This window comes from Achromobacter sp. DH1f, assembly GCF_000633435.1.
Lineage (GTDB): Bacteria > Pseudomonadota > Gammaproteobacteria > Burkholderiales > Burkholderiaceae_B > Achromobacter > Achromobacter deleyi.
The window spans coordinates 1-25,901 of the sequence record NZ_AYMF01000009.1; the positions used below are offsets into that span (position 1 = coordinate 1).

Genomic DNA, 25,901 nt, shown 5'->3' on the forward strand with positions numbered 1-25,901 from the left:
TTCGCTCCGGACTACCCCGTCCTCATCCTCGTCCGCCTTCGGCTCCCTACGGATTCCGTCGGGCGCATCTACACGCCCCGCCCTTACCGCCCACCAACGCAACAGGCTCACAGGATTTGAATCTTGCCGGATGCTGGGACGGGTGGTGTGCTTGGCGTTTTTGCCAGCGGCGGGGGGAAGAGAGAGATCTTGCGGGGCTCGCCCCAGGCCGGCCGCGCGGGCGGCCTTTTGGGGCTTACACGCCGTCTTGCGTCGTGGCACTGCGGGCTATGCGCCTGACGCGCAAGCAGCATCGAGCACCACCACCATCAGCGCGCAGCGAACACCATCACGACGCACCGCAATGCGAAAGCCCCAAAAGGCCGCCCGCGCGGCCGGCCTGGGGCGAGCGACGCAAACCTCTCCGCCCCCAACAGTTCTAGCGGCATCTCATTTCTGCACGCTCGTAGCCGAGGGCGAGGGGCTTCGTGGTGGCGGGCAACCTCGATGCGCCCGAGGGAATCTGAAGGGAAGGCCGAAGGCCTGGACGAAGATGACGACGGGGCAGTCCGGAGCGAAGGCTCCGGACCGCAATCGTGGGCGCCCGCCACCACGAAGCCCCTCGCCCTCGGCGGCCTACGAAGATCAAAACGACAAAAAAACCCAAAGTCCTTAAGTCTTAACCGACCGATGCCGACTAATACTCATCATGATCCCGAATGCTATGCCCATTGTGAAGAGGGCTGTGCCGCCGTAGCTCATGAAGGGGAGTGGCACGCCCACCACTGGCAGGATGCCTGTCACCATGCCCACGTTCACGAACACGTAGATGAATAGCATCATCGTCAGCGCGCCGGATAGCAGGCGGCCGAATTGGGATGAGGCGCGGGACGCGATCGTCAGGCCGCGGGCCATCATCAGGCCGTACAGCACCAGGATCGCGATGCCGCCGTACAGGCCGAATTCCTCGGCGTAGACCGCGAAGATGAAGTCGGTCGTGCGTTCGGGGATGAAGTCCAGGTGCGTCTGCGTGCCCTTCATGTAGCCCTTGCCGTACACACCGCCCGAGCCTACCGCGATCATCGACTGGATCGTGTGGAAGCCCTTGCCCAGCGGGTCGGAACTGGGGTTGAGCAACGTGCAGACGCGATGCTTCTGATAGTCGTGCAGCACCACCCAGTTGACGTCGGGTTCGCAGAGCTGGTCTTCGTAGTAGACCAGCGTACCAATGCCGATGATGCCGGCCAGCATGACGGGGACCAGCAGCTTGAATGACAGGCCGGCGAAATAGATGACGAAGAAGCCCGCGCCAAACACCAGCAGCGCGGTGCCCAGGTCGGGCTGCAGCACGATCAGGCCGAACGGCGCGGCCAGCATGGCGGCGGCGGCCAGGAAGTCGCGGATGCGTACCGCGCCCTCGTGGCGCTGGAAGTACCAGGCCAGCATCATGGGCACGGCGATCTTCATCATCTCGGAGGGCTGGATGCGGGTCACGCCCAGGTTCAGCCAGCGGGTCGCGCCCTTGCTCGTTTCGCCGAAGAATTCCACGCCCAGCAGCAGCACCACGCCCACCACATAGAACGGCAGCGCCAGCTTCATCAGCCACTTGGGCGGGATCAGCGCCATGATCCACATGGCAAAGAACGCGATGATGAAATTGCGCGACTGTTCGGCGAAACGCCAGTCGGTGCCGCCCACCGCCGAATGCATGACCGTCAGGCCCAGCGCGGCGAACATCATCAGGATGGCCAGCAGCGGCCAGTCAAACGCCGTGAAGACGCGCAACAGGATCAGGCCGAGACGCTTCATGGTCGGCGCACCACGTCGGAAGTAATGGTTTCAACAGTGGCCAGCGGCACATTGCGGTCCGGCCGCACGATCTTGTCCTGCCGATCCTTGGCCAGCCAGTAGTCGAACACCTTGCGGGCGACCGGAGCGGCCACGCTGGCGCCCCAGCCGGCGTTCTCGACGATCAGCGAGACGGCGATGCGCGGGTGTTCGAGCGGCGCAAAGCCCATGAACAGCGCGTGGTCGCGCAGGCGTTCGTCGATGGCGCTGGCGCGGTAGTGGCCGCCGCGCAGGCTGAACACCTGGGCGGTGCCGGTCTTGCCCGCGGCCTGGTACGGCGCGTTGGCAAAGGCACGGCGTGCCGTGCCGGCACGGACCACGTCGGCCATGGCGTTCTTGATGACATCCACGTTGGCCTGCTTGAGCGGGATGCGGTAGTCGGGTGCAGACTCGGTGGGCTTGGCCACGCCGGTGCGCGGATCTCGCACCGCGTGCACCAGGTGCGGGCGGCGGTACAGGCCATTGTTGGCCAGCGTGGACGTGCCCTGCGCCAGCTGCAGCAGCGTGAAAGCGTTGTAGCCCTGGCCCACGGCCACCGAAATGGTTTCACCGGCGTACCAGCGCTGGCGGTCCTTGTCTTTGTAGGCCGAGCGCTTCCAGTCGGTAGAGGGCAGCACGCCGCGCTTTTCGCCTTCGAGGTCGATGCCGGTGATCTGGCCGAAGCCGAACTGCTTGGTGAAATCGTGCAGCGCGTTCACGCCGATTTCGGGCCCCAGCGAATAGAAGTAGGTGTCGGACGACACGACGATGGCTTTGTGCATGTCGGTCATGCCGTAGGCCGCGCCGCCCGCGTTGCGGAATTTCTGGCCACCGAACTCGTAGTAGCCAGGGTCCGAAATGCGGTCGGTGGCGCGGCGCTTGCCCAATTCCAGCGCCGCCAGGCCCACGAAGGGCTTGTAGGTGGAACCGATGGGATAGGTGCCGTAGAGCGGGCGGTTGATCAGCGGGTGGTCCGGCGATTCGTTCAGCATGCGCCAGTTGTCCACGTCGATGCCGTCGACGAACAGGTTGGGGTCGAACGACGGCTGCGACACGAAGGCCAGCACCTCGCCGGTGTCCGGGTCGATGGCGACCAGCGCGCCGCGCTGGCCTTCGAAAGCCTCTTCGGCCACTTTCTGCAGGCCCAGGTCGATGGACAGCATGATGTCCGAGCCGGGCACGGGGTCGATGCGGCGCAGCGTGCGCATGGGGCGCCCGCCGGCGGTGACTTCGACTTCTTCGAGCCCGGTGCGGCCGTGCAGCGCTTCTTCCCAGGTTTTTTCGATACCTTTCTTACCAATGACATCGGTGCCACGGTAATTTCCCAGCAAGCCGGCGCGTTCGAGTTCTTCGTTGTCGCCTTCGGCGATGCGGCCGATGTAGCCCACCACGTGAGCGGCCGACACGCCTTGCGGGTACTCGCGCACCCAGCGGGCGCGCAGTTCCACGCCCGGGAACTGGAAGGCGTGCGCCGCGAACCAGGCGGCTTCGGTTTCGTTCAGGTTGTTGCGCAGTTGCAGGCTGGCGTAGCGGCTGGATTCCGCCGCGCGGCGCTTGAAACGGCGCTGGTCGGCCGGGCTGATGTACACCACCTGGGTCAGCCGCTCGAACAGCGCGGCCATGTTGCCGGCCTGGGCCGGCACCACTTCAAGCGTGTAGGTGCGGTAGTTGCGCGCCAGCACTTCGCCGTTGCGGTCGAGGATTTCACCGCGGCGCGGCGGAATCGGCACCACCGCGATGCGGTTGCGGTCGGCGCGCTCGGACAGGCCTTCGTAGCGGTCGACCTGCAAGTACCAGAACCGGCCCACCAGCACACCGAAGCAGGCCAGCGCGAACACGCCGCCCACCCAGGCGCGCAGGCGGAAACGCTGCTTCTGCTGCTGGCCGGTTTTCTTGAATTCGAACATGAAGCGGCGCCGCCGTCAGGCGGAGGAAGATTCGGCGTCGTCGGCACCGCGCTGCGGCAAGTGCAGAACCCAGCCCGCCAACGGCCACAAGGCGGCGGTGATGGCGACACTGATGCCCCAGTCCCAGCCCGGCCACTTGCCGGCCAGCCACGCATGGATGATCTGGGTGACGAAGCGCGCAATCAGGAACACAGGCAGCATGTGCATGGCCTGGCTCCAGAGGTCAAAGCGTTGCAGGCGCCGGTGCAGCACCACGGCGCCATAGGCGACCAGGGTGTAGGACAGCGCGTGTTCGCCCAGCAGGCCGGCGTCGTGCACGTCCATCAGCAGGCCAAAGCAGAACGCGGTGAACAGGCCCACGCGGCGCGGCTCGTGCACACACCAGAAGGCGATGATCAGGATCAGGACGTCGGGTGCGCCCTGCCACAGCCGCCATGGCAGCAGCGACACCAGCCAGACCAGGACGATGGTGCCCCAGACGAACACGCCGTGGGCTGGCCCGGACAGGCGTTCGGGGTGCACATTGCTGGGCGTGCCCAGACGGCGCCGGGGTTGCCCTGATGATTGATTAGTCCGATCCACCGGAATCGACCTCCTGACGGTTGGACTCGGCGCGTTCCACATCCACCTGCAGGACCAGGAAGTGGCGATAGCGTTCAGGGTGGGCCAGCGGTTCGCAGACGGCCCGCGCGAAGCCGGAAGCGGTGTCGCGTTCGACCGAGGTTACCTTGGCCACCGGCAGGCCGGCGGGAAACAGGCCGCCGACGCCACTGGTGACGATAGTATCGCCTTCCTTGATGTCGGCATTGGCCGCCAGGTAACGGACCTCCATCTTGCCCGGAGAGTTCCCGCCGAACGCAATCAGGCGCAGGCCGTTGCGCAGCAGTTGCACGGGAATGGAAACCTGTTCGTCGGTGACCAGGGCGGCCTCGGCCGTCATGGGGGTGACGCGCACGATCTGGCCGACCACGCCACCTTCGTCGATGACCGGCATGCCCGGGGCCAGGCCAGCCTTGCTGCCCTTGTTGAAGACCAGTCGCTGGTTGAAGGCGTTGGTGGGTTCGTACAGCACTTCCACCACCACGGCCGACTGGGCCACGGTATCGGTCACGCCGAGCAGGCGGCGCAATTGCGCGTTTTCGGCGGCCAGCTGCGCCGCATGGGTGGCCACCTGGGCCAATTCGATGCGCTGGCGTTGCAGCGCTTCGTTTTCGCTACGGATAAGGTTGGCCGCATTGACCCATTCGTTCACCTGTTGGACCAGGTCGCGCGGCGCCATGACGGCGCGCTGGAACGGGTACAGCGCCACGGATACCGCACGGCGCGCCGGTTCGAGCATGCGCCATTGCGAATCCATGATGATCAGGGCCAACGCCAAGGCGACCAGGACGACCAGCCGCACCTCAGCGGGTGGACCGCGCCTGAATAGGGGGGGAGTCCCTTGTCGTTGCATGAATCTCAGCCCGGGCGCCCGCGCCCGCCGCCCCCGCAGCGGCCGGAGCCGTAGAAAAGCGGGGCTCCGGGCTGGCGGGCAGGATTAGTCGTTGATGAAGATCGCGCCCAGTTTCTCAAGGTGTTCCAGCGCCTCGCCGCAACCGCGCACGACGCAGGTCAGGGGATCATCGGCGACCACCACCGGCAGGCCGGTTTCTTCTTGCAGCAGGCGGTCCAGGTCACGCAGCAGGGCGCCGCCGCCGGTCAGGGCGATGCCCTTGTCGGTGATGTCGGCGCCGAGTTCGGGCGGGGTCTGCTCAAGGGCGATCTTGACGGCAGAGACGATCTGGTTGAGCGGGTCGGTCAGGGATTCGAGGATCTCGTTGGACGAGACCGTGAAGCTGCGCGGCACGCCTTCGGCCAGGTTACGGCCCTTGACTTCGATTTCGCGGACTTCGGAACCCGGGAATGCGGAACCGATTTCCTTCTTGATGAGTTCGGCGGTGGGTTCGCCGATCAGCATGCCGTAGTTGCGGCGGATATAGTTGACGATGGCTTCGTCGAACTTGTCGCCGCCGACGCGCACGGAACCCTTGTAGACCATGCCGCCCAGCGAGATGACTGCCACCTCGGTGGTGCCGCCGCCGATGTCGACGACCATGGAGCCGCTGGCGTCGGACACGGCCAGGCCGGCGCCGATGGCCGCGGCCATGGGTTCTTCGATCAGGAAGACGTGGGACGCACCGGCGCCAAGCGCCGATTCGCGGATGGCGCGACGTTCAACCTGGGTGGAGCCGCAGGGTACGCACACGATGATGCGCGGGCTGGGCGCCAGCATGTTGCGGGGGTGCACCATGCGGATGAACTGTTTGAGCATCTGTTCGGTGACCGTGAAGTCGGCGATGACGCCGTCCTTCATGGGCCGGATGGCCTCGATGTTGCCGGGCACTCGACCAAGCATCTGCTTGGCTTCGTGGCCGACGGCCTGGATGATCTTTTTGCCGTGAGGCCCGCCTTCATGACGGATTGCGACCACGGAGGGCTCATCGAGCACGATGCCCTTGCCGCGGACGTAAATCAGCGTATTGGCGGTACCGAGGTCGATCGCCATATCGCTGGAAAAATAACTGCGCAGGAATCCGAACATGGGAGCTCAGCTAAATTCTGGGGGGAATTGGGGTCATGCCGCGGGGCGTACGACCCGAGAAAGGTCGGGTCCGCCTGTCATCACGGCGATTAAACCGTGAATCATAACTTATAATTTCCCCGGAAATAGCGCATAAATGCAGGCTATTCAAGCTTTGTAACGGTATTGGCATGTGCATACTGCCCAGTCCCGCCCCTCGGCCTTCGCTTCTCGATATTTGCAATCCCCATGGCGCTCAATGACACAGATGTGGCCCGCATTGCCAAGCTGGCCAGAATCGAACTGACCCCGGACCAGCGCACCCACGCGCAGGCCGAGCTCAATGGCATCCTCCACCTGATCGAACGGCTGCAAGCCGTCGACACCCAAGGCGTCGAACCCCTGGCCCACCCCCTGTCGGCCCACGAAGACATCGTGCTGCGCCTGCGCCAGGACGCCGTGACCGAAACCGCCTCGGAGGCCCGCCGCGCAGACCTGCTGGCCAACGCCCCCGATGCCCAGGACGGCCTCTTCCTGGTTCCCAAGGTCCTAGATTAAGCCATGACGAAACCCGCCTTGCATACCCAATTCGAGGGGATCGCCGCCCTGCGCGCGGCCCTCGCCCAACGCCAGGTCAGCGCCGTCGAGCTGGCGCAAAGCTCGCTGGCGGCCGCCGACGCGGCCAGCGGCCTGAACGCCTTCTTACACATTGACGCCGAATTGACGCTGGCCCAGGCCCGCGCCGCCGACGCCGCACTGGCCGCCGGCACCGCCGGCCCGCTGGCCGGCGTGCCCATCGCCCACAAAGACGCCTTCGTCACCCGCGGCTGGCGCACCACCGCCGGCAGCAAGATGCTGGACGGCTACGTCAGCCCGTTCGACGCCACCGTGGTCGAGCGCCTGCAAGCGGCCGGCGCCGTCTCGCTGGGCAAGCTGAACTGCGACGAATTCGCCATGGGCTCGGGCAACGAGAACTCGGCCTACGGCCCCGTGAAGAACCCCTGGGACCCGGCTGCCGTGCCCGGCGGCTCGTCGGGCGGTTCGGCCGCGGCCGTGGCGGCCCGCCTGGTGGCGGCCACCACCGGCACCGACACCGGCGGCTCGGTCCGCCAGCCCGCCGCACTGTGCGGCGTGAGCGGCATCAAGCCCACCTATGGCACCGTATCCCGCTACGGCATGGTCGCCTTCGGCTCCAGCCTCGACCAGGCCGGCCCGCTGGCCCCCAGCAGCCGCGACCTGCTCGAACTGCTGGACGTCATCAGCGGTTTTGACCCGCGCGACGCCACCAGCCTGGAAAAATGCGACGGCGCCGTCAACGAGCCGGGCCGCGTGCGGCGCGACTTCGACGCCGCGCAGGCCCAATACGATGCCGCCGGCAGCCAGCCCCTGAAGGGCCTGCGCATCGGCGTGCCCGCCGAATACTTCGGCGCCGGCCTGGCGCCGGACGTGGCCGCCGCGGTGGAAGCCGCCCTGGCCCAGTTCGAAGCCCTGGGCGCCGTCCGCGTGCCGGTGTCGCTGCCCCGCACCGAACTGGCCATTCCCGCCTATTACGTGATTGCCCCCGCCGAAGCGTCGAGCAACCTGGCCCGCTACGACGGCGTGCGCTACGGCCACCGCGCCGCGCAGTACGGTGACCTGAACGAAATGATCAGCCGCTCGCGCGCCGAAGGCTTCGGCGACGAGGTCAAGCGCCGCATCCTGATCGGCACCTACGTGCTGTCCCACGGCTACTACGACGCCTACTACCTGCAGGCCCAGCGCCTGCGCCGCATGATCGCGCAGGACTTCCAGCGCGCCTATGCCGGCCAGTGCGACGTCATCATGGGCCCGGTGACCCCGACGGTCGCCAAGAACATCGGCGACAACCGCGACGATCCCACCGCCGACTGGCTGGCGGACGTCTACACGCTGGGCGTGAGCCTGGCCGGCCTGCCCGCGATGTCGATCCCCTGCGGCTTCGGTTCGTCCACTAACGCCAAGCGCCCGGTCGGCCTGCAAATCATCGGCAACTACTTCGACGAAGGCCGCCTTCTGGCCATCGCCGACCGCTACCAACAAGTCACCGACTGGCACAAAGCCTCGCCGGCCCAGCAGGACGCCTAAACAATGAACTGGGAAATCGTCATCGGCCTGGAAACGCATACGCAGCTTTCCACCGACTCCAAGATCTTTTCGGGCAGCAGCACCCAATTCGGCGCCGCGCCCAACACCCACGCCAACGAAGTCGACCTGGCCCTGCCGGGCAGCCTGCCGGTCATGAACCGCGGCGCCGCCGAACGCGCCATCCGCTTCGGCCTGGCCGTGGGCGCCGAGATCGCGCCGCGCTCGGTGTTCGCGCGCAAGAACTACTTCTACCCCGATCTGCCCAAGGGCTACCAGATCAGCCAGTACGAGCTGCCGGTGGTGGTGGGCGGTTCGCTGTCGTTCTTCGTGGGCGAGGAAGAAAAAACCGTCAACCTGACGCGCGCCCACCTCGAAGAAGACGCGGGCAAGTCCTCGCACGACAATTTCACGCTGGCCAACGGCTCGCCGGCCAGCGGCATCGACCTGAACCGCGCCGGCACGCCGCTGCTGGAAATCGTGACCGAGCCCGAAATGCGCTCGGCCGCCGAGGCCGTGGCCTACGCCCGCGCGCTGCACAGCCTGGTGGTCTGGCTGGGCATCTGCGACGGCAACATGCAGGAAGGCTCGTTCCGCTGCGATGCCAACGTGTCCGTGCGCCCGGTGGGCCAGAAGGAATTCGGCACCCGCACCGAGATCAAGAACGTCAACTCGTTCCGCTTCCTCGAACGCGCCATCGTCTATGAAGCGCGGCGCCAGATCGAACTGATCGAAGACGGCGGCACCGTGGTCCAGGAAACCCGCCTGTACGATGCCGACCGCGACGAAACCCGCAGCATGCGCAGCAAGGAAGACGCGCACGACTACCGCTACTTCCCCGACCCCGACCTGCCCACGCTGGTCATCTCGCGCGAGTGGGTGGACGACGTGCGCGCCGCCATGCCCGAGCTGCCGGCCGCCCAACGCGCCCGCTTCGAAACCGAATACGGCCTGCCCGCCTACGACGCCGCGCAACTGACCGTCGGCCGCGACCTGGCCGCCTACTTCGAAGCCGTGGCGCACGCGCTGCCGGCCGGCCAGGCCAAGCTGGCCGCCAACTGGATCATGGGCGAAGTGGCCGCCACGCTGAACAAGGAAGAAAAGGCCATCGCCGATTCGCCGGTGCAGGCCCCTGCCCTGGCGGCCCTGATCAACCGCATCATCGACGGCACGATCTCCAACAAGATCGCGCGCGAAGTGTTCGGCGCCATGTGGGCCGGCGAAAACGGCGGCCAGGCCGACGCCATCATCGAGGCCCGCGGCCTGAAGCAGATCAGCGACACCGGCGCCATCGGCGCCATGATCGACGACGTGCTGGCCGCCAACCCGGCCATCGTCGAGGAGTACCGCGCGGGCAAGCAGAAGGCGTTCAACTCGCTGGTGGGCCAGATCATGAAGGCCGCCCGCGGCAAGGCCAACCCGCAGCAGGTCAACGACCTGCTCAAGCAGAAGCTGGACAGCTGATCCCCATGCGCCGTCCCGACCTCGGGGCGGCGTGCAAGATCAGACCAATCCTAGGGCCGCGGCATCTTGTCGCGGCCTTTTGTTTGGCCAAGAATGATCTGGTCGATTCCGACTGGAGATTTGGCCATGAACGCCCCCTACCTATCTATCCCACGCGAACAAGTTGCGGAACGGCTCGACGAAATGATCCAAGCCGCCAACGATGGCGTGTTCGTTGTCATCACCCACGACGGTCAGGCGCAAGCGCAGCTCAGGCGGGTCAATCCCCTGATGACCGAAGCGGGTCACAATGCGATAGAAGAACTGAAACGGTTCCCGGGCATCCCGTACACCGACGAAGCCACATGGTGGTACGCCGTAAAAGGGGTACGCGAATGAAGCTTGTGCTCGATGCCTCGGTCGCGTTGAGCTGGCTGCGATTGCCCAGTCAAACCTGCAGCGAACAGGCGTTTGCCATCCTGGACGGCCTGAACGGCGAAGCCGTCCTTGTCCCGCAGATATGGCCAATGGAAGTGGCTCAAGGCGCCTTGCGCGTCGAGCGACAGCAACAGGCCACGGCAGCCATGCTGGCCAAATTCTCTGCCGTGCTGAACAGCGTGCCCGTCGTCAACGAATCGCGCCCTTGTACCGCCTGGCTGCCACAATGCGAGCGGCTCGCCCGCAAACACGGACTTACCGTTTACGACGCCTCGTACCTGGAACTCGCGTTATGGCGCGGCGCGGCGCTGGCCACGTTCGACAAACGTCTGGCGCAGGCTGCACAAACCAGCGGCGTGTTGGTCGTTGGGCATGAACCGGTCCACAGGCTCGAAGAACCGGTCGCGCGATACGGCGGCCGGCAATGTCTTGCCGAACTCGCGCTTACTTCACCCCGTACTTGGTCCGATACGCCAGCACGGCGTCACGGTGCTCGGCAAACGCGGCATCGTCTTGCAGCAGCGCCATGATGTCTGCCAGCGACGCGATGGCCACTACCGGAATGCCGTAGGTCTTGGCCACGTCTTGCACGGCGGAATGAGCCGACAGGGCATCGTCCGGGCCGGCGCGTTCCATGCGGTCCATGGCGATCAGCACCACTGCCGGTTCGGCGCCTGCGTTGCGGATGATCTCTACCGATTCGCGCACCGAGGTGCCCGCCGTGATGACGTCGTCGATGATCACGACCTTGCCCTTGAGCGGCGCGCCGACCAGGGTGCCGCCTTCGCCGTGGTCCTTGGCTTCCTTGCGGTTGTAGGCAAACGGCACGTCGCTGCGGCCTTGCATGGCCGCGTGACCGGCCAGCGCCACAGCGGTGGCCGTCGCCAGGGGAATGCCCTTGTAGGCGGGGCCGAACAGCATGTCGAACGACACGCCCGAATCCAGCAGCGCCTGGGCATAGAAGCCCGCCAGCTTGCCGACCGAACCGCCGCTGTTGAACAGGCCCGCGTTGAAGAAATAGGGACTGATGCGCCCCGATTTGACCTTGAAGCTGCCGAAGCGCAGCACGCCTTCGTTCAAGGCAAAGCGGACGAAATCGAGCGAGGTAGCGGAAGCGTGGTGGGCGGATTGGGCGGCAGACATGCGAGGAAGGTCCGAGAGATGGCAAACCCCCGCATTTTATCCGTTGTCGGGGGCTTTCCCAGACCGCGCCGCCGAGTCGGTTAAATTCCTGGCATTGTTCCGGCCGCCCTCGGCTGCTCTACAGGAGTCCCGCTTTGCTGCGCATCACGTCGATCAACCTCAATGGCATTCGGTCCGCCTTTCGCAAGGGCCTGCAACCCTGGATGGAAAAGCACGCCGCCGACGTGCTGTGCCTGCAGGAAATCAAGGTGTCGGACGAAGACCTGACCGAAGACCTGCGCCACCCGCCCGGCTACACCGGTCACTTCCACCATGCCGTGAAAAAGGGCTACAGCGGCGTGGGCATCTACCTGCGCGACGCGGCCGAGCGCGTCGTCAGCGGATTGGATTGCGAGGAATTCGATCCCGAAGGCCGCATCATTCGTGCCGACTGGAAGAACCTGTCCGTCATCAGCGCCTACCTGCCCTCGGGCTCCAGCGGCGACGAACGCCAGCAGGCCAAGTACCGCTTCCTGGACCGCTTCGGCCCGTGGATCGACCAGCTGATGCACGAACACAAGACGACCGGCCGCGAATTCATCATCTGCGGCGACTGGAACATCGCCCATAAGGAAATCGACCTGAAGAACTGGAAGGGCAACCTGAAGAACTCCGGTTTCCTGCCTGAAGAACGCGCGTGGCTGACCGACGTGTTCGACAAGCGCGGCTTTGTGGACGTGTTCCGCACCATCGACGACCGCCCGGACCAATACACCTGGTGGAGCAACCGTGGCCAGGCCTGGGCCAAGAACGTCGGGTGGCGCATCGACTACCAGATCGCCACGCCGGGCATCGCCGCCCGTGCGCGCAACGTTGCCATCTATAAAGATGAACGCTTTTCCGACCACGCGCCGTTGACCATCGATTACGACGCCACGCTGTAACGCGAAGACGGACGGCCCGAACCGGGTCGTCCGTCTGATTTTTCGCAAAATAATAATAGGGACATATAACTGCCTGACGCTTAGTCAGCATCCCAGGTACAGGGCCATTTTTCCCCGGCTCTCCCTATGAAGCCCTGATCCGGCGACGCAATATCGTCTTCGAAAATATTGGGGACATATTAAATTTCCCTATGATTTCAAGGCCTCCCGGGTTTCCCTGTGGCAGCCAGGTCTTGGCCCTTACCCGCCATTACCAAATGCGTCCCCATTTATTCAAGAAAAAAGCGCTTTGATATCAAGGTGATGGCGCATCTTTCGGCTTTGCGCAGGGCAACAAATTAGCCCTACAATTCCGCACCAAGCCGGTGCCAAACGCACCAAAACGGGCAGACGCCGCCCCAAAACGGCGCATGTCCGCACCTATTCGAAGCACCCCCAAGGAGATCATGTTGAAAGTGCAGAGTCTGGACGACTTCCTGCGTGGCGTTGCCGCGCGCGATCCGCAGCAGCCGGAATTCATGCAAGCCGTCCAGGAGGTGATGCTGAGCCTGTGGCCCTTCATCGAAAAGCACCCCCACTACGCCGAGCACGCCCTGCTCGAGCGCCTGGTGGAACCGGAACGTGTGATCCAGTTCCGGGTGTGCTGGACCGATGACCGGGGCCAGGCGCAGGTCAACCGCGCTTTCCGCATTCAACACAGCTCGGCCATCGGCCCGTTCAAAGGCGGCATGCGCTTTCACCCGTCGGTGAACCTGTCGATCCTGAAGTTCCTGGCCTTCGAACAGACGCTGAAGAACTCGCTGACCACGCTGCCCATGGGCGGCGGCAAGGGCGGCTCCGACTTCGACCCCAAGGGCAAGTCCGACGCCGAAGTCATGCGCTTCTGCCAGGCCCTGATGATCGAGCTGTACCGCCACCTGGGCCCGGACACCGACGTGCCCGCGGGCGACATCGGCGTGGGCGCGCGTGAAGTCGGTTTCATGGCCGGCATGATGAAAAAGCTGTCCAACTCCACCGCCAGCGTATTCACCGGCAAGGGCCTGACCTTCGGCGGCAGCCTGATCCGCCCGGAAGCCACCGGCTACGGCACCGTCTACTTCGCCGAAGAAATGCTCAAGCGCGTCGGCAAGTCGTTCGACGGCCTGCGCGTATCGGTCTCGGGGTCGGGCAACGTGGCGCAATACGCCATCGAGAAAGCCATGTCGCTGGGCGCCAAGGTCGTGACCGTGTCCGACTCGAACGGCACCGTGGTCGACGAAGCCGGCTTCACCCACGAAAAGCTGGTGGCGCTGATGCACATCAAGAACGACCTGCGCGGCCGCCTGGATACGTATGCCCGCCAATTCGGCCTGGTCTACGAAGCCGGCAAGCGCCCCTGGCACGTGCCGGTGGACGTGGCCCTGCCCTGCGCCACCCAGAACGAACTGGAACTGGCCGATGCCCAGACGCTGATCAAGAACGGCGTGCTGTGCGTGGCCGAAGGCGCCAACATGCCGGTCACCCTGGACGCCGCCAAGGCCTTCATCGCCGCCCGCGTGCTGTATGCGCCGGGCAAGGCCAGCAACGCTGGCGGCGTGGCGGTGTCGGGCCTGGAAATGGCCCAGAACTCGGCTCGCCTGTCGTGGACCCGCGAAGAAGTCGACACGCGCCTGCACGCCATCATGCGCGACATCCACGAGAACTGCGTGCGCCACGGCCACAGCGAGCGTGAATACGTCAACTACCTGGACGGCGCCAACATCGCCGGTTTCGTCAAGGTGGCCGACGCGATGCGCCAGCAGGGCCTGTACTAAGCCGCAGGGCCCGGCGTGGCCGCCAGGCCTCGCTCGCGCGCCCGATCGGCGCGGGGCCGACGCCCAAACAGAAACGGAGCCGCGAGGCTCCGTTTTCACATGGCACGGCCCCCAGGCCGCCCGCCGCAATCAATGCTTCATCGCGCCGTGGTCGTGGCTCATGCCCGGGTTGTAGGACGCCGGCTTGACCTTGAACTGCACCGCCACTTCGCCCGCCTTTTCGAACTTCAGCGTGGCCGGCACGGTGCCGCCATCGGCGAAGGGCGCCTTCAGCTTGATGAACATGACGTGGTAGCCGCCCGGGCTGAGCTTGACCTCGGTGTCGGCCGGCAGTGCGATGCCATCTTCGACCTGGCGCATCTTGGCCACGCCGTTCGTGGTTTCCACCGTATGCAGCTCGACGCGTTCGGCCGCGGCCGACGTGATGGACAACAGGCGGTCGGGTGTCTTGGCGTCGTTGTCGATATCCATGTAGCCGGCGCCGTTGGACTGGCCCGGGGCGGATGCGCGCACCCAGAGGTCGTCGATCTCGACCTCGCCGACCTTGTAGTCCTTGGCCCAGGCCGAACCGGCTGCACACAGGCTCAAAGCGGCAACGGCGGCGAACTTGCGGATGTTCATGGGGTGTTCTCCTATTGGGTTAACGCCGCCGGACCAGGCTGCGGGCGGCTGACAGAACCGAGTCGGTCAAAGCTTCCATCGCCTCGGAGTTTACCCGCCAATGCTGCCAATACAGCGGCACATCTTCCCAGGCGCGGCCCCGCAGCAAGACCAGATGACCTGCGTCAAGGTGTTCTTGCACCAGCGGCAGCGGATTCATGGTCCAGCCCAGTCCGCCCAGGGTGGCCTGCACGAACGCGCGGGTGGACGGCACCCACCAGACCGGCGGCTGCCACGGCGTCGGGTCCGAGATCTTGTGTGCGAAGCGGGCCTGCAACGCGTCCTTGCGGTTAAAGACCAGCACGGGCGCCTGGGCCAGCGTCTGCGCGTTCACGCCCTGTGCGAAGTAGCGCTTGTGAAAGGCCGGGCTGCATGTGGCCACGTAGCGCATGCTGCCCAACGCGTGGATGCGGCAGCCCTGCACGGGATCGGCCAGCGTCGTGACCGCCCCCAGCACCGAGCCGTTGCGCAGCAACGCGGCGGTGTGGTCCTGGTCTTCGGACAGCATGTCCAGCGTGGCGCGGGTGCGGCTGGCGAACTGCAGGGCCGCGTCGACAAACCAGGTTTCCAGGCTGTCGTGGTTGACCGCGACGGGAATGCTGGCGTGGGGCACGTCGTCGTCCGCCACGCCCAGGCGGTTCAGGGCGTCGTGCTCGAGCAGCGCCGTCTGCTCGGCAAGCTGCACCAGCACCTGGCCGTCGGCGGTGGCGGCCGCCGGCACGGTGCGCTGGACCAGCAGCCGCCCCATGCGGTCTTCCAGCGCCTTGATCCGCTGCGACACTGCCGACGGGGTCACGCTGAGGGCCAGCGCGGCGCGATCGAAACTGCCTTCGCGCACCACCGCCGCCAGGGCGCGCAGGTTGCCGTGATCGAGTTTCATGAAATTAGCTTTACTTAAGATAGTGAAGGAAAATTAGCTGTATTTCATATCCTGCGCAAGCGAAAATGATGCATTGTCGGTATGCGCAACGCTGCCGGCCCGGTTTTCAAGCGCCGCCATAAGGCGTTGCAGTCGAGAGGTTCGCGTCATGTTTGCCACGTTGTCATCCCCCCTTTTTCTCACCGCCTGGGCCAGCGGCACGGCCACCGGGCTGGGCCTGTTCGCCGTCGTGGGCGCGCAAAGCGCGTTCATCCTGCGCCAGGGGCTGATGCGCGCCCATCTGCTGTCGGTGGTCGCCATCTGCGCCCTGATCGACGCCGTCTTCATCTTCGCCAGCGTGTCGGGCCTGCAGGCACTGACCGCCTGGTTCCCGTGGCTGACCACCGCCGTGCTGTGGTTCGGCGTGGCCTTCCTGTCCTGGTACGCCGTGCAGTCAGCCCGCCGCGCCTGGACCGCCACCGGCGGTCTGGCCGCCGCGCGCGACGTCGTGCCCTCGCGCCGCGCCGCCATGCTGGGTGCGTTGGGCTTTTCGCTCTTGAACCCGCATTTCTGGCTGGACATGGTGGTGGTCGGCTCGCTGGCCCACGGCTTTGACGACGCCCGCATGGCCTTCGCCGCCGGCGCCTTCACGGCCAGCCTGCTGTGGCTGGCGGTGCTGGGCATCGGCTCGCGCCTGTTCGCCCGCTTCTTTGCCAGCGCGTCGGCCTGGCGCGTGCTGGACGGCGTCATCGCCGTGGTCATGGCGGGCCTGGCGGTCAGCCTGGCCATCAAGGGCGTGTAAGCGCGTTCAGGGACCCGCCATCTATACCGCCACATTCATCTTCGCCAAGAAACACTTCGACGAAGACTTCCACCGCCTGGACCAGGCCATCGCCCAGGCCGCCCGCAGCATGCCGGGCTACCTGGGCGAAGAAGCCTGGGAAGATGCCGCCCGCGGCCTGTATGCCAACGTGTACTACTGGGAATCGCTGGACGCCCTGGACGCCCTGATCCGGCACCCCGTCCACCAGCAGGCCAAGGCTGCGCAATCACGCTGGCTGGACGGCTACCGGGTCGTGATCTCGCAGGTACTTAGGGAATACGGGGACAGACTGCCCGGCCCAGCACTTTTATAATCGCCGGGTTGCCACTCTTTCGTCGGGCGCATGGCCGGCCCGCCAGACGATCATGCGCGGACCCTCCCCTTCCAAAGACGTGCGCCTGCCGCCGCTGGCCGCCATCCAGGCGTTCGAAGCGGCCGCCCGGCTGGGCTCGTTCGAGCGCGCCAGCGAAGAACTGTTCGTTACCGCCAGCGCCATCGGCAAGCGCATCGCCGCGCTGGAAGCCCTGCTGGACGTTTCCCTGTTCATCCGCAGCAGCCGCGGCGCCACCCTCAGCGCCGCCGGACGCGAATACCTGGAACAAGTGCGCACGGCGCTGGACCTGCTGTCCGATGCCTCGCTGCACAAGCGCGGCGAACCCAAGCTGGAGCCCCTGCGGGTCGTGTCCACGCCCACCTTCGCCCGCCAGGTCCTGATTCCCGCCCTGCCCAGTTTCACCGCCGCCCATCCGGAGGTCGAATTGGAAATCATGCTGTCCATTCCCTATCTGGACATCATGCCGCCCAACGCCGACGCCTGGGTCCGCTTCGGCAGCGGCAAGTATCCCGGCCTGCACGCGCAGCCGCTGACATCCGACCCCATATTCGCGGTCTGCTCACCCGAGTACCGCGATGCGCACGGCCCCTTCCGGCGCCCCGCCGACCTGGCCAATGCCGTCCTGCTGCGTTGCCCCATGGAACCGTGGCGCCCGTGGCTGGCGGCGGCGGGCCTGGACTGGCCCGAGCCGGCGCGCGGCGTCTGGCTGGTGGACCTGGGCATGATGCTGGCCGCCGCCCGCGCCGGCCAGGGCATCGCCCTGACCCGCCGCACCCTGGCCGCCGAATGGCTGGACGAGGGCAAATTGCTGCGGGTGCTGGACATCGAGACGCCCGGCGAATCGCAGTACCACCTGTGCACCGAGATCTCGCGTCCGCCGCGTGGCGCGGTGCAAGCGTTTTCCCTATGGCTGGGCGAGGTCTGCGAACGCGCGGCCCAATGGCCACGCGGCTTGGCGGCCAAGCCGGAATAAATTTCCAGCCCCGGGCGGAAGGAAATTCCGCGCACCAAGGCGCGTCGCTGGCTAGGATGCGCCGAACATGGCCGCGCGTGCAAAACCGGCGTCGCGCGCGTCGCCCACCCCGATTCCTTTGTGCTTCATGCTGCATCGCCGCGCCCGGCCCGCAACCCGTGCACGCGTACTAGGTATTTACACGGAAAAACCCCGCCGGGTCAGATTCGCGTAAGCGATTAAGCAGACAGTCACAACACGCAACACAGGAGCGCGCCGCCTCACCCCCTATTTCACGCCGCCAGGCGCCGGCACACGGTTTTCCACGCAGTTCTACTAATTACAACGGAGACATCCATGGATTTTCGTTTGAAGCTGCTAGCAGGAACCCTTGCATTTGCCGTATCGGCCGCGGGCTACGCCGCCGACCCCATCAAGATCGGCGTGGCCGGCCCCTACACGGGCGGCTCTTCGTCCATGGGCGTGAGCATGCGCGACGGCGTGCGCCTGGCGATCGAGGAAATCAACAAGAGCGGCGGCGTACTCGGCCGCCAGTTGGTCGCCGTGGAACGCGATGACGAAGCCAAGAACGAACGCGGCGTGCAGATCGCCCAGGAACTGATCAACAAGGAGCAGGTCACCGCCACCGTCGGCTACATCAACACCGGCGTGGCCCTGGCGTCGCAACGCTTCTACCAGGACGCCAAGATCCCGGTGTTCAACAACGTCGCCACCGGCAGCGTGATCACGCACCAGTTCAAGGCACCGGAATTCCCGGACAACTATGTGTTCCGCAACGCGGCGCATGACAGCATCCAGGCCCCGATGATCGTCGAGGAAGCCGTCACCCGCCGCGGCTTCAAGAAGGTCGCGATCCTGGCCGACTCGACCAACTACGGCCAACTGGGCCGCGAAGATCTGGAAAAGGCCCTGGACGCCAAGGGCATCAAGCCCGTGGCCGTGGAAAAGTTCAACATCAAGGACGTCGACATGACGGCCCAGCTGCTCAAGGCCAAGTCCGCGGGCGCCGAAGCCGTGCTGACCTACGGCATCGGCCCCGAACTGGCCCAGATCGCCAACGGCATGACCAAGCTGGGCTGGAAGGTGCCGATCATCGGCAGCTGGACGCTGTCGATGGCCAACTACATCGACAACTCCGGCGCCAACGGCGAAGGCGCGCGCATGCCGCAGACCTTCATCCAGGACCCGGACACCCCCAAGCGCAAGGCGTTCATCGACGCCTACCTGGCCAAGTTCAAGCCCAAGAACAACCGCATCGACTCGCCGGTGTCGGCAGCCCAGGGCTACGACTCGATCTTCCTGTTGGCCGCGGCCATCAAGCAGGCCAATTCGACCGACGGCCCGAAGATCCGCGAAGCGCTTGAAAACCTGCAAACGCCCGTCGAAGGCGTGGTGATGACCTACAACAAGCCGTTCACCCACGACAACCACGACGCGATCACCGCGAAGGAAGTGGTCATCGGCGAGGTCAAGGGCGGCCGCGTGGTCAAGGCCAACTAAGTTCGTCTGAAGCAACGACGCGGCGGCTGCCCGGCCGCCGCCGCCGGCGCCTCCCACCCGGGGCGCCGGCCTGCAGCCGCCTGACAACAGCGTTCTGCCCAAGGGGGTTGGGCCGGACCAAAGCGCCTCACGAAAAACACCATGATTCTTCTACAGCTTATCTATAGCGGTATCGCGCTAGGCATGATCTATGCCGTCATCGCGTTCGGGTACCAGCTTACTTTCGCCACTTCAGGCACCTTGAACTTCGGCCAGGGCGAAGCCCTGATGCTGGGCGCGCTGGTCGGGCTGACGCTCGTCGGGTTGGGCGTGAACTACTGGGTGATGATTCCCATCGTCTGCATTTTCGGATTCGCGCAGGGCGCGCTGGTCGAACGCATCGGCGTGCGACCGGCCATCAAGACGCGGTCGGAGTTCGGCTGGATCATGGCCACGATCGCCCTGGGCATCATTTTCAAGAACGTCGCCGAGAACATCTGGGGCCGCGACGACCTGCGCTTTCCTTCGCCGCTGCCCGAAGCGCCGATCCAGGTGCTGGGTGCCAACGTGCTGCCGATGGAACTGCTGGTGGTGTTCGGCGCGCTGGCCATGATGCTGCTGGTGGAAGTGTTCAACCGCAAGTCCATCTACGGCAAGGCCTTCGTCGCGACGTCGAACGACCGCGACGCCGCCGGCCTGATGGGCATCAACACCGGCATGGTGATCACGTTTTCGTATGCCCTGTCGTCGCTGACCGCCGCCTTCGCGGGCGTGCTGGTGGCGCCGCTGACGCTGACCGGCGCCACCATGGGCGCAGTGCTGGGCCTGAAGGCCTTCGCGGTCGCCATCATCGGCGGCCTGTCCAGCGGCATGGGCGTGGTGGTGGGCGGTCTGATCCTGGGGATCGCCGAGACGACCACCGGCTTCTATCTTTCCACGGGGTACAAAGACGTGCCGGGACTGGTCCTGCTGCTGCTCGTACTGACCTTCAAGCCCGCCGGCCTGTTCGGCAAGACCGCGATCAAGAAGGTGTAAGCGATGAAACCCCTGCACCTATTGCTTTCCATCGTGGCCGTGGCCTGCCTGGCCGCCGTGCCGCTGGGCGTGACCAACACGTATTACCTGCATTTGATCGAAACGATCATGATCTATTCGATCCTGTTGTTCGGGCTCGATATCGTGGTGGGCTATACCGGCCAGGTGTCGCTGGGCCACGCCGGCCTGTTCGGCATCGGCTCGTATGTGGCCGGCGTGCTGTTCTTCCATTTGCAGATGCCCATCTGGGTCACGTTGCCTGCCGCCATCCTGATCGCGGCGGCATTCGGCGCGGTGCTGGCGTTGCCGGCGCTGCGGGTGACGGGACCGTACCTGGCGATGGTGACGCTGGCGTTCGGCACGATCATCCAGATCCTGATCAACGAAATGACCTTCATGACCGAAGGGCCGCTGGGCATCAAGATTCCCAAGCCGTCGATCGGCGGGCACATCCTGACAAAGAGCGAATACTTCTGGCTGGTCGCGGCGCTGCTGGTGCTGTCGCTGATCGTGGTGCACCGGATATTGAAGTCACACCTGGGCCGTTCGTTCGAGGCCCTGCGCGACAGCCCGATCGCGTCGGACTGCATGGGCGTGTCAGTGTACCGGCACAAGGTGTTCGCGTTCGTGATCAGCGCCGGTTTCGCGGGGCTGGCAGGCGCGCTGTATTCGTATTCCGAGCAATACATTTCGCCCAACACCTACAACTTCGAACTGACGATCCTGTTCCTGCTGGCGATCATCATGGGCGGACGCAAGAGCCGCACGGGCGCACTGCTGGGCGCGTCGATCATCGTGCTGCTGCCCAAGATGCTGGACGACATCGGCACTTTCCGCCTGATCGCGCTGGGCGTGGCGATCCTGGTGACGGTGGGCAGCGCGGTGGCCGTGTCCAAGGGGCGCGCCGAAGCGCGCCGCGTCGCGGTGCCGGTGGTCGGCACGATCCTGCTGGCGGTGTTCTCGTACTGGCTGGATGCGGTGACCGACTGGCGCCTGAGCATTTTCGGCGCCATGATCCTGTTCGTCGTGTACTACCTGCCCGACGGCATCGTGGGCTTCGTGCGCAACCTGTTCTTCTCGACCCGGCGCGCGGCGCTGTCGGTGAAGAAGGACCTGGTGAAGGAGCAGGACGCGGTGCCCGAAGCGGCCAAGGGCAAGGGCGAGACCTTGCTGGCGGCCAAGGGGGTGCTGATGCAGTTCGGCGGCCTGAAGGCGCTGAACGAGGTGGACCTGACGATCAAGCGCGGCACGATCCACGGCCTGATCGGGCCGAACGGCTCGGGCAAGAGCACGATGATGAACGTGCTGACGGGCATCTATGTGCCGACGGCGGGCGCGGTGGAATTCTCGGGCAAGTCGCTGGTGGGCCTGGCGCCCGCCGATATCGCGGCGACGGGCATTGCACGCACGTTCCAGAACGTGCAGCTGTTCGGCGAAATGACGGCGCTGGAAAACGTGCTGGTAGGCCTGCACCACACGTTCACGACGGGGCTGGCGGGCATTGCGCTGCGCACGTCGAAGTGGAAGGGCGAAGAGCAAGGGGCGCGAGCCCGCGCACTGGCGCTGCTGGAATTCGTGGGGCTGGACACGATGGCCAACGAAGAGGCGCGCAACCTGCCCTACGGCAAGCAACGCCTGCTGGAAATCGCCCGCGCGCTGGCGCTGGACCCGCAACTGCTGCTGCTGGATGAACCGGCTGCCGGCCTGACGGCGCCAGACATCGTGGAGCTGCTGGCCATCATCCGCAAGGTACGCGATCACGGCATTACGCTGATCCTGATCGAACACCACATGGATGTGGTGATGGGAGTGTGCGACACGGTGTCGGTGCTGGACTTCGGCCAGAAGATCGCCGAAGGCCTGCCAAACGAAGTGCAGAGCAACGCCAAGGTTATCGAGGCGTATCTGGGCGGCGCGCCCGCCTGACGCCAAGGACAACAACATGCTATCGATCAAGAATCTGGAAGCGGGCTACGGGAAGGTGAAGGTGCTGCACGGCATCAGCATGGAGGTCCCGAAGGCGAAGGTGGTGACGTTGATCGGCTCGAACGGAGCCGGCAAGACGACGACGATGCGGGCCCTATCGGGGATGATCAGGCCGACGGCGGGCGAGGTGACGTTGAGCGGCAAGCGGATCGACGGCCTGGAGTCGCATCGCATTGCCCGCCTGGGGCTGGCCCATTCACCGGAAGGCCGGCGGGTGTTCCCAACGCTGTCGGTGACAGACAATCTGCTGCTGGGCGCGTTTCCGCGTTTGACGGGCAGCCGGCCTAAAGGAGACGTGCAAGCGGACCTGGGCCGGGCGATGGATCTGTTTCCGCGGCTGAAGGAACGGCGGGATCAGCTGGCGGGGACGCTTTCTGGCGGCGAGCAGCAGATGCTGGCGATGGCGCGGGCGGTGATGCTGAATCCGGAGCTGGTGCTGCTGGACGAGCCGTCGATGGGGTTGGCGCCGATCCTGGTGGAAGAGGTTTTCCGGATCATTGCCCGGCTGAAGGACGAAGGCGTAACGATGCTGCTGGTCGAACAGTTCGCGGCGGCGGCGCTGAACGTAGCCGACTACGGATATGTATTGGAGAACGGGCGGATTTCAGTGCATGGGAGTGCTGACAAGCTCAAGCATGATCCGGCGGTGGTGGCGGCTTATTTGGGTGGGGGGCACTAAGGATTGGTTGCTGGCCTTGGGCGGTGTTCTTCTGCCGCCCGGGGCGTCGGCTGCCCCTGGAGGGCGGGGCTACGATTGCGGTCCGGAGCCTTCGCTCCGGACTCCCCCTTCGTCATCCTCGTACGCCTTCGGCTCCCTTCGGATTCCCTCGGGCGCATCTACACGCCCCGCCCTCCAGGGGCAGCCGACGCCCCGGGCTCAGGATTGCTTTGGTTTTGGCGTCGTTGTGGCGAGCTGTGTGCTTGGCGTTTTTTTGCTGCGCTGACTTTCCGCCGAAGATCTTGCGGGGCCCGCCCCAGGTCGGCCGCGCGGGCGGCCTTTTGGGGCTTACGCGGCGTCTTGCGGTCACGGATGACGCTGCGCGCTGATGGAGGTGGTAGCGCCGTTCAAGGGGGGGTGGCGGTGACTTGCTGGCGTGTGGCGTGCCCCGTCGGTAACGGACCAGCACAGGCGTCTGCCCAGATCATGCCCCGTCGCTAGCGCCGACAAACAGCAGAATCTACCCGGGTCGTACCGTGAAGGTAACGCTGGCAAATACAGCGCGCTACGCAAGCGCGCAGCGCACATCGTCACGACGCCGCACAGTGCCGAAGCCCCACAAGGCCGCCCGCGCGGCCGGCCTGGGGCGAGCGACGCAAACCTCTCCCCCACACCCCGGCCTAACAACGCCCCATTTCTCGAAAACGGTAGCGCCTGGGGCTGGGCGTCTTGATGGCGAGCAACCTCGATGCGCCCGAGGGAATCTGAAGGGAAGGCCGAAGGCCTGGACGAAGATGACGACGGGGCAGTCCGGAGCGAAGGCTCCGGACCGCAATCGTGGGCGCTCGCCATCAAGACGCCCAGCCCCAGGCGCGGCCCAAGCAAGAACACTCTTGCCTAAGCAAACAACATAGCCCAATCAGGCCGCGCCCCAGATCGCGCGCAGCGATCAAAACAATCCCACTCAAACTTCGATCGTCAGCGTCACATCGATATTGCCACGCGTAGCATTCGAATACGGGCAAACGATATGAGCCGCAGCAACCAGCTTCTCAGCCTCAGCCCGATCCATCCCCGGCAACGAGATCTTCAGTTCCGCTTCGATTCCGAAGCCGGTCGGGATAGGACCGATACCCACAGACCCATCGATGGTGGCGTTGGCGGGCATGGCGATCTTGTCGCGGCCGGCGACGAACTTCATGGCGCCCATGAAGCAGGCGGAGTAGCCGACGGCGAAGAGTTGTTCGGGGTTGGTGCCGGCCGCGCCGGCGCCGCCCAGTTCCTTGGGGGTGGTGAGCTTGACGTTCAGGTTGCCGTCGTTGGATACGCCGGTGCCTTCACGGCCGCCGGTGACGTGGGCGTGGGCGCGGTACAGGACTTTTTCGATGGACATGATGCGTTCCTTTTGGAAGGTGATGGTGGGACTGCCAGGCTGGCGGGACCCTTCCCGGCTCGGCCTTTCCTGATTAAATAGCACACAATTTCATCGCGCGCTATCTTTAATGCCGGATGACGGCACCTGCCATCATCCACTTCAAAGACTAAGGTTCAAAGACTGCTGACCAGCTTTTCCCGCAATTCGTGCAACGCTTTCATGGTGCCCTGGGCTTCCTGCAGCGAGCACTGGGCGGCTTGTGCGATGGCGTGGGGCACGGCTTCGGCCTGGTTGCGCAGGTCGCGGCCTTGTTTGGTCAGGGTCACGATGACCTGGCGTTCGTCTTCCTGGGCCCGCGTGCGGGTGACCAGGCCTGCCGCTTCCAGCCGCTTGAGCAAGGGCGTGAGGGTGGCCGAGTCCAGGAACAGGCGTTCGCCGATGTCGGTGACGGTGATTTCGTCGCCTTCCCACAGCACCAGCATGACCAGGTACTGCGGGTAGGTCAGATCTAGGCCGCGCAGCAGCTTGCGGTACACCTTGTTCATCGCCAGCGAGGTCGAGTACAGGGCGAAACACAATTGGCTGTCTAGCAGCAGCGGGTTGAAGGCGCCTTTCGGCTGGGATCTGGATTTCATTGCGCAATATTAAATAGCGCGCTATTTAACGTCAAGCGTTTTTTTATGGTGCGCTGCGCAAGGGGTATCCGGGGTCGGACTGGCTGGGGGCCGCCCGTATCAGGTGATGTGCTCGCCTTCCACCGCGCTGCGGTCCGAGCCGTAGAGTTTCAGGCCGTCCAGGTCCAGCACCCGCACGGCACCGTATTCGACGTTCAACAGGCCCGCCTCTTCCAGTTTGCGCAGGGCCTGGTTGGCACGTTGGCGCGAGACGCGCGCCAGGTAGCCGACTTCTTCCTGGGTGATGGTCAGGCGCATGCCCATGCCGGGATACAGCAGCGGATTGAAGAGTTCGGCCAGGCAGCGGGCCACGCGGGCGTCGGGGTCGAGCAGGCGGTCGTATTCGGCCTTGCCGATGAATTGCGCGACGCGTTCGTTCAGTTGGTGCAGCAGGTAGCGGTTGAACGGGATGCTGCTATCGAGCAACCAGTCGAAGGTGGCAGCCGGCAGGCGCGCGACGACGGAATCGCGCAGCGCCACGATGTCGTACTTGCGGACTTCGCGCTTGAGCAGCGAGCCTTCGCCAATCCAGCCGCCGGCGGGCACGCCGGTCAGCGAGGCGACTTTGCCTTCGGCGTTGCCCACGGATACTTTCACCAGGCCGGCAAGCACGCCGATCCATGCCTGGGCGAGTTCGCCTTTGCGCTCTATGATCGACCCGGCGGCCGCTTGCTGCACGGAAAGGTCTCGCTCGACGCGCGCTTGCTGCTCGGCGTTGAGCACGCGAAACCAGGCCGCGGCAAGTTGCAGGGAGTCGGATAGCTGCATCGGGAATACCCTAAAAGTTCCTTGAATGTCGCGATGGTGACAGTTGGTAGCAACCCAACCTTATACCTTAACTCCTGCCGTAAATCTAAAACCAACTGGTCAAGCGCGATATCGCCCGCGCCGCTCTTCGCGGCTGCCGGCCCGGCGCGCCCAAACCGGAGGAG

At 65.1% G+C, this 25,901-nt stretch carries 25 protein-coding genes; 14 read left to right on the plus strand and 11 right to left on the minus strand.

Annotated features, from left to right (window positions below; translation table 11 throughout):
• Window positions 1–651: 651 nt before the first annotated feature.
• The 5 genes from rodA to U858_RS0107555 all read right to left on the minus strand — a co-directional run bounded on the left by rodA (window position 652) and on the right by U858_RS0107555 (window position 6,294).
• Window positions 652–1,788: a rod shape-determining protein RodA gene (gene rodA / locus U858_RS0107535; RefSeq protein WP_025136560.1), complete on the minus strand. Its 1,137-nt coding sequence runs from the start codon at window positions 1,786–1,788 to the stop codon at window positions 652–654.
• Window positions 1,785–3,713: a penicillin-binding protein 2 gene (gene mrdA, locus U858_RS0107540; protein WP_025136561.1), complete on the minus strand. Its 1,929-nt coding sequence runs from the start codon at window positions 3,711–3,713 to the stop codon at window positions 1,785–1,787. The genes rodA and mrdA overlap by 4 nt, the downstream gene beginning before the upstream one ends.
• Window positions 3,714–3,728: 15 nt before the next feature.
• Window positions 3,729–4,295 (minus strand): rod shape-determining protein MreD, encoded by a 567-nt coding sequence (gene mreD / locus U858_RS0107545; RefSeq protein ID WP_025136562.1) that lies wholly within the window; start codon window positions 4,293–4,295, stop codon window positions 3,729–3,731.
• On the minus strand, window positions 4,282–5,166 hold the full coding sequence (gene mreC, locus U858_RS0107550; protein ID WP_025136563.1) for a rod shape-determining protein MreC: 885 nt from the start codon (window positions 5,164–5,166) through the stop codon (window positions 4,282–4,284). Before mreC ends, mreD begins: the two co-directional genes overlap by 14 nt.
• Window positions 5,167–5,250: 84 nt before the next feature.
• The gene (locus U858_RS0107555; protein WP_006216320.1) at window positions 5,251–6,294 is read right to left on the minus strand and encodes a rod shape-determining protein; all 1,044 of its coding nucleotides are present in this window, start codon (window positions 6,292–6,294) and stop codon (window positions 5,251–5,253) included.
• Window positions 6,295–6,522: 228 nt separating this feature from the next.
• Between U858_RS0107555 and gatC the strand changes: the two genes are divergently transcribed.
• The 5 genes from gatC to U858_RS34710 all read left to right on the plus strand — a co-directional run bounded on the left by gatC (window position 6,523) and on the right by U858_RS34710 (window position 10,784).
• Window positions 6,523–6,831 carry an Asp-tRNA(Asn)/Glu-tRNA(Gln) amidotransferase subunit GatC gene (gatC, locus tag U858_RS0107560; protein WP_025136564.1) on the plus strand — a complete coding sequence of 103 codons (309 nt, stop codon included), beginning with the start codon at window positions 6,523–6,525 and terminating at the stop codon, window positions 6,829–6,831.
• A 3-nt stretch (window positions 6,832–6,834) separates the two neighbouring features.
• Window positions 6,835–8,376: an Asp-tRNA(Asn)/Glu-tRNA(Gln) amidotransferase subunit GatA gene (gene gatA / locus U858_RS0107565; RefSeq protein ID WP_025136565.1), complete on the plus strand. Its 1,542-nt coding sequence runs from the start codon at window positions 6,835–6,837 to the stop codon at window positions 8,374–8,376.
• A 3-nt stretch (window positions 8,377–8,379) separates the two neighbouring features.
• The gene (gatB, locus tag U858_RS0107570; RefSeq protein WP_025136566.1) at window positions 8,380–9,837 is read left to right on the plus strand and encodes an Asp-tRNA(Asn)/Glu-tRNA(Gln) amidotransferase subunit GatB; all 1,458 of its coding nucleotides are present in this window, start codon (window positions 8,380–8,382) and stop codon (window positions 9,835–9,837) included.
• Window positions 9,838–9,963: 126 nt separating this feature from the next.
• Window positions 9,964–10,215, plus strand: coding sequence for a hypothetical protein (locus tag U858_RS0107575; RefSeq protein WP_025136567.1), 252 nt, complete (start codon window positions 9,964–9,966; stop codon window positions 10,213–10,215).
• Window positions 10,212–10,784, plus strand: coding sequence for a type II toxin-antitoxin system VapC family toxin (locus U858_RS34710; protein ID WP_081821567.1), 573 nt, complete (start codon window positions 10,212–10,214; stop codon window positions 10,782–10,784). The genes U858_RS0107575 and U858_RS34710 overlap by 4 nt, the downstream gene beginning before the upstream one ends.
• On the opposite strand, the gene pyrE is transcribed toward U858_RS34710, so the two are convergent.
• The gene (pyrE, locus tag U858_RS0107585; RefSeq protein WP_025136568.1) at window positions 10,699–11,397 is read right to left on the minus strand and encodes an orotate phosphoribosyltransferase; all 699 of its coding nucleotides are present in this window, start codon (window positions 11,395–11,397) and stop codon (window positions 10,699–10,701) included. The two genes, U858_RS34710 and pyrE, sit on opposite strands and share 86 nt — an antisense overlap.
• 134 nt (window positions 11,398–11,531) lie before the next feature.
• Here pyrE and U858_RS0107590 point away from each other — a divergent pair, with 134 nt between their 5' ends.
• Both U858_RS0107590 and gdhA read left to right on the plus strand, forming a co-directional pair.
• Window positions 11,532–12,320: an exodeoxyribonuclease III gene (locus tag U858_RS0107590; protein ID WP_025136569.1), complete on the plus strand. Its 789-nt coding sequence runs from the start codon at window positions 11,532–11,534 to the stop codon at window positions 12,318–12,320.
• 446 nt (window positions 12,321–12,766) lie between these two features.
• Window positions 12,767–14,113: an NADP-specific glutamate dehydrogenase gene (gene gdhA / locus U858_RS0107595; RefSeq protein ID WP_042884599.1), complete on the plus strand. Its 1,347-nt coding sequence runs from the start codon at window positions 12,767–12,769 to the stop codon at window positions 14,111–14,113.
• Window positions 14,114–14,242: 129 nt separating this feature from the next.
• On the opposite strand, the gene U858_RS0107600 is transcribed toward gdhA, so the two are convergent.
• Complete coding sequence (locus tag U858_RS0107600) at window positions 14,243–14,734, minus strand: copper chaperone PCu(A)C (RefSeq protein WP_025136571.1); 492 nt, start codon at window positions 14,732–14,734, stop codon at window positions 14,243–14,245.
• Between the two features lie 19 nt (window positions 14,735–14,753).
• A complete protein-coding gene (locus tag U858_RS0107605) occupies window positions 14,754–15,653 on the minus strand; it encodes a LysR family transcriptional regulator ArgP (RefSeq protein ID WP_025136572.1) in 900 nt (299 codons plus the stop codon).
• A gap of 148 nt (window positions 15,654–15,801) precedes the next feature.
• Between U858_RS0107605 and U858_RS0107610 the strand changes: the two genes are divergently transcribed.
• The 7 genes from U858_RS0107610 (at window position 15,802) to U858_RS0107640 (ending at window position 22,941) form a co-directional block, all read left to right on the plus strand.
• A complete protein-coding gene (locus tag U858_RS0107610) occupies window positions 15,802–16,434 on the plus strand; it encodes a LysE/ArgO family amino acid transporter (protein WP_025136573.1) in 633 nt (210 codons plus the stop codon).
• A gap of 19 nt (window positions 16,435–16,453) precedes the next feature.
• The gene (locus U858_RS0107615; RefSeq protein WP_025136574.1) at window positions 16,454–16,768 is read left to right on the plus strand and encodes an antibiotic biosynthesis monooxygenase; all 315 of its coding nucleotides are present in this window, start codon (window positions 16,454–16,456) and stop codon (window positions 16,766–16,768) included.
• A 52-nt stretch (window positions 16,769–16,820) separates the two neighbouring features.
• Complete coding sequence (locus U858_RS0107620) at window positions 16,821–17,762, plus strand: LysR substrate-binding domain-containing protein (RefSeq protein ID WP_025136575.1); 942 nt, start codon at window positions 16,821–16,823, stop codon at window positions 17,760–17,762.
• Window positions 17,763–18,098: 336 nt separating this feature from the next.
• A complete protein-coding gene (locus tag U858_RS0107625) occupies window positions 18,099–19,262 on the plus strand; it encodes an ABC transporter substrate-binding protein (protein ID WP_025136576.1) in 1,164 nt (387 codons plus the stop codon).
• Window positions 19,263–19,403: 141 nt separating this feature from the next.
• Window positions 19,404–20,276, plus strand: a complete 873-nt coding sequence (locus U858_RS0107630; RefSeq protein WP_025136577.1) for a branched-chain amino acid ABC transporter permease — start codon at window positions 19,404–19,406, stop codon at window positions 20,274–20,276.
• 3 nt (window positions 20,277–20,279) lie between these two features.
• Window positions 20,280–22,202, plus strand: a complete 1,923-nt coding sequence (locus U858_RS0107635) for a branched-chain amino acid ABC transporter ATP-binding protein/permease (RefSeq protein WP_025136578.1) — start codon at window positions 20,280–20,282, stop codon at window positions 22,200–22,202.
• Between the two features lie 16 nt (window positions 22,203–22,218).
• Complete coding sequence (locus U858_RS0107640) at window positions 22,219–22,941, plus strand: ABC transporter ATP-binding protein (RefSeq protein ID WP_025136579.1); 723 nt, start codon at window positions 22,219–22,221, stop codon at window positions 22,939–22,941.
• A gap of 943 nt (window positions 22,942–23,884) precedes the next feature.
• On the opposite strand, the gene U858_RS0107645 is transcribed toward U858_RS0107640, so the two are convergent.
• From U858_RS0107645 to U858_RS0107655, 3 genes are all read right to left on the minus strand, one after another.
• Window positions 23,885–24,313 (minus strand): organic hydroperoxide resistance protein, encoded by a 429-nt coding sequence (locus U858_RS0107645; protein WP_025136580.1) that lies wholly within the window; start codon window positions 24,311–24,313, stop codon window positions 23,885–23,887.
• Window positions 24,314–24,468: 155 nt separating this feature from the next.
• A complete protein-coding gene (locus U858_RS0107650) occupies window positions 24,469–24,930 on the minus strand; it encodes a MarR family winged helix-turn-helix transcriptional regulator (protein ID WP_025136581.1) in 462 nt (153 codons plus the stop codon).
• Between the two features lie 99 nt (window positions 24,931–25,029).
• On the minus strand, window positions 25,030–25,737 hold the full coding sequence (locus tag U858_RS0107655) for a Crp/Fnr family transcriptional regulator (protein WP_025136582.1): 708 nt from the start codon (window positions 25,735–25,737) through the stop codon (window positions 25,030–25,032).
• Window positions 25,738–25,901: the final 164 nt, after the last annotated feature.

Bases quoted from the DNA above. Each gene is read 5' to 3' on its own strand.
- rodA (WP_025136560.1), bottom strand. From the start codon at position 1,788: ATGAAGCGTCTCGGCCTGATCCTGTTGCGCGTCTTCACGGCGTTTGAC.
- mrdA (WP_025136561.1), bottom strand. From the start codon at position 3,713: ATGTTCGAATTCAAGAAAACCGGCCAGCAGCAGAAGCAGCGTTTCCGC.
- mreC (WP_025136563.1), bottom strand. From the start codon at position 5,166: ATGCAACGACAAGGGACTCCCCCCCTATTCAGGCGCGGTCCACCCGCT.
- U858_RS0107555 (WP_006216320.1), bottom strand. From the start codon at position 6,294: ATGTTCGGATTCCTGCGCAGTTATTTTTCCAGCGATATGGCGATCGAC.
- gatC (WP_025136564.1), top strand. From the start codon at position 6,523: ATGGCGCTCAATGACACAGATGTGGCCCGCATTGCCAAGCTGGCCAGA.
- gatA (WP_025136565.1), top strand. From the start codon at position 6,835: ATGACGAAACCCGCCTTGCATACCCAATTCGAGGGGATCGCCGCCCTG.
- gatB (WP_025136566.1), top strand. From the start codon at position 8,380: ATGAACTGGGAAATCGTCATCGGCCTGGAAACGCATACGCAGCTTTCC.
- U858_RS0107575 (WP_025136567.1), top strand. From the start codon at position 9,964: ATGAACGCCCCCTACCTATCTATCCCACGCGAACAAGTTGCGGAACGG.
- U858_RS34710 (WP_081821567.1), top strand. From the start codon at position 10,212: ATGAAGCTTGTGCTCGATGCCTCGGTCGCGTTGAGCTGGCTGCGATTG.
- pyrE (WP_025136568.1), bottom strand. From the start codon at position 11,397: ATGTCTGCCGCCCAATCCGCCCACCACGCTTCCGCTACCTCGCTCGAT.
- gdhA (WP_042884599.1), top strand. From the start codon at position 12,767: ATGTTGAAAGTGCAGAGTCTGGACGACTTCCTGCGTGGCGTTGCCGCG.
- U858_RS0107600 (WP_025136571.1), bottom strand. From the start codon at position 14,734: ATGAACATCCGCAAGTTCGCCGCCGTTGCCGCTTTGAGCCTGTGTGCA.
- U858_RS0107605 (WP_025136572.1), bottom strand. From the start codon at position 15,653: ATGAAACTCGATCACGGCAACCTGCGCGCCCTGGCGGCGGTGGTGCGC.
- U858_RS0107610 (WP_025136573.1), top strand. From the start codon at position 15,802: ATGTTTGCCACGTTGTCATCCCCCCTTTTTCTCACCGCCTGGGCCAGC.
- U858_RS0107620 (WP_025136575.1), top strand. From the start codon at position 16,821: ATGCGCGGACCCTCCCCTTCCAAAGACGTGCGCCTGCCGCCGCTGGCC.
- U858_RS0107625 (WP_025136576.1), top strand. From the start codon at position 18,099: ATGGATTTTCGTTTGAAGCTGCTAGCAGGAACCCTTGCATTTGCCGTA.
- U858_RS0107630 (WP_025136577.1), top strand. From the start codon at position 19,404: ATGATTCTTCTACAGCTTATCTATAGCGGTATCGCGCTAGGCATGATC.
- U858_RS0107635 (WP_025136578.1), top strand. From the start codon at position 20,280: ATGAAACCCCTGCACCTATTGCTTTCCATCGTGGCCGTGGCCTGCCTG.
- U858_RS0107640 (WP_025136579.1), top strand. From the start codon at position 22,219: ATGCTATCGATCAAGAATCTGGAAGCGGGCTACGGGAAGGTGAAGGTG.
- U858_RS0107645 (WP_025136580.1), bottom strand. From the start codon at position 24,313: ATGTCCATCGAAAAAGTCCTGTACCGCGCCCACGCCCACGTCACCGGC.
- U858_RS0107650 (WP_025136581.1), bottom strand. From the start codon at position 24,930: ATGAAATCCAGATCCCAGCCGAAAGGCGCCTTCAACCCGCTGCTGCTA.
- U858_RS0107655 (WP_025136582.1), bottom strand. From the start codon at position 25,737: ATGCAGCTATCCGACTCCCTGCAACTTGCCGCGGCCTGGTTTCGCGTG.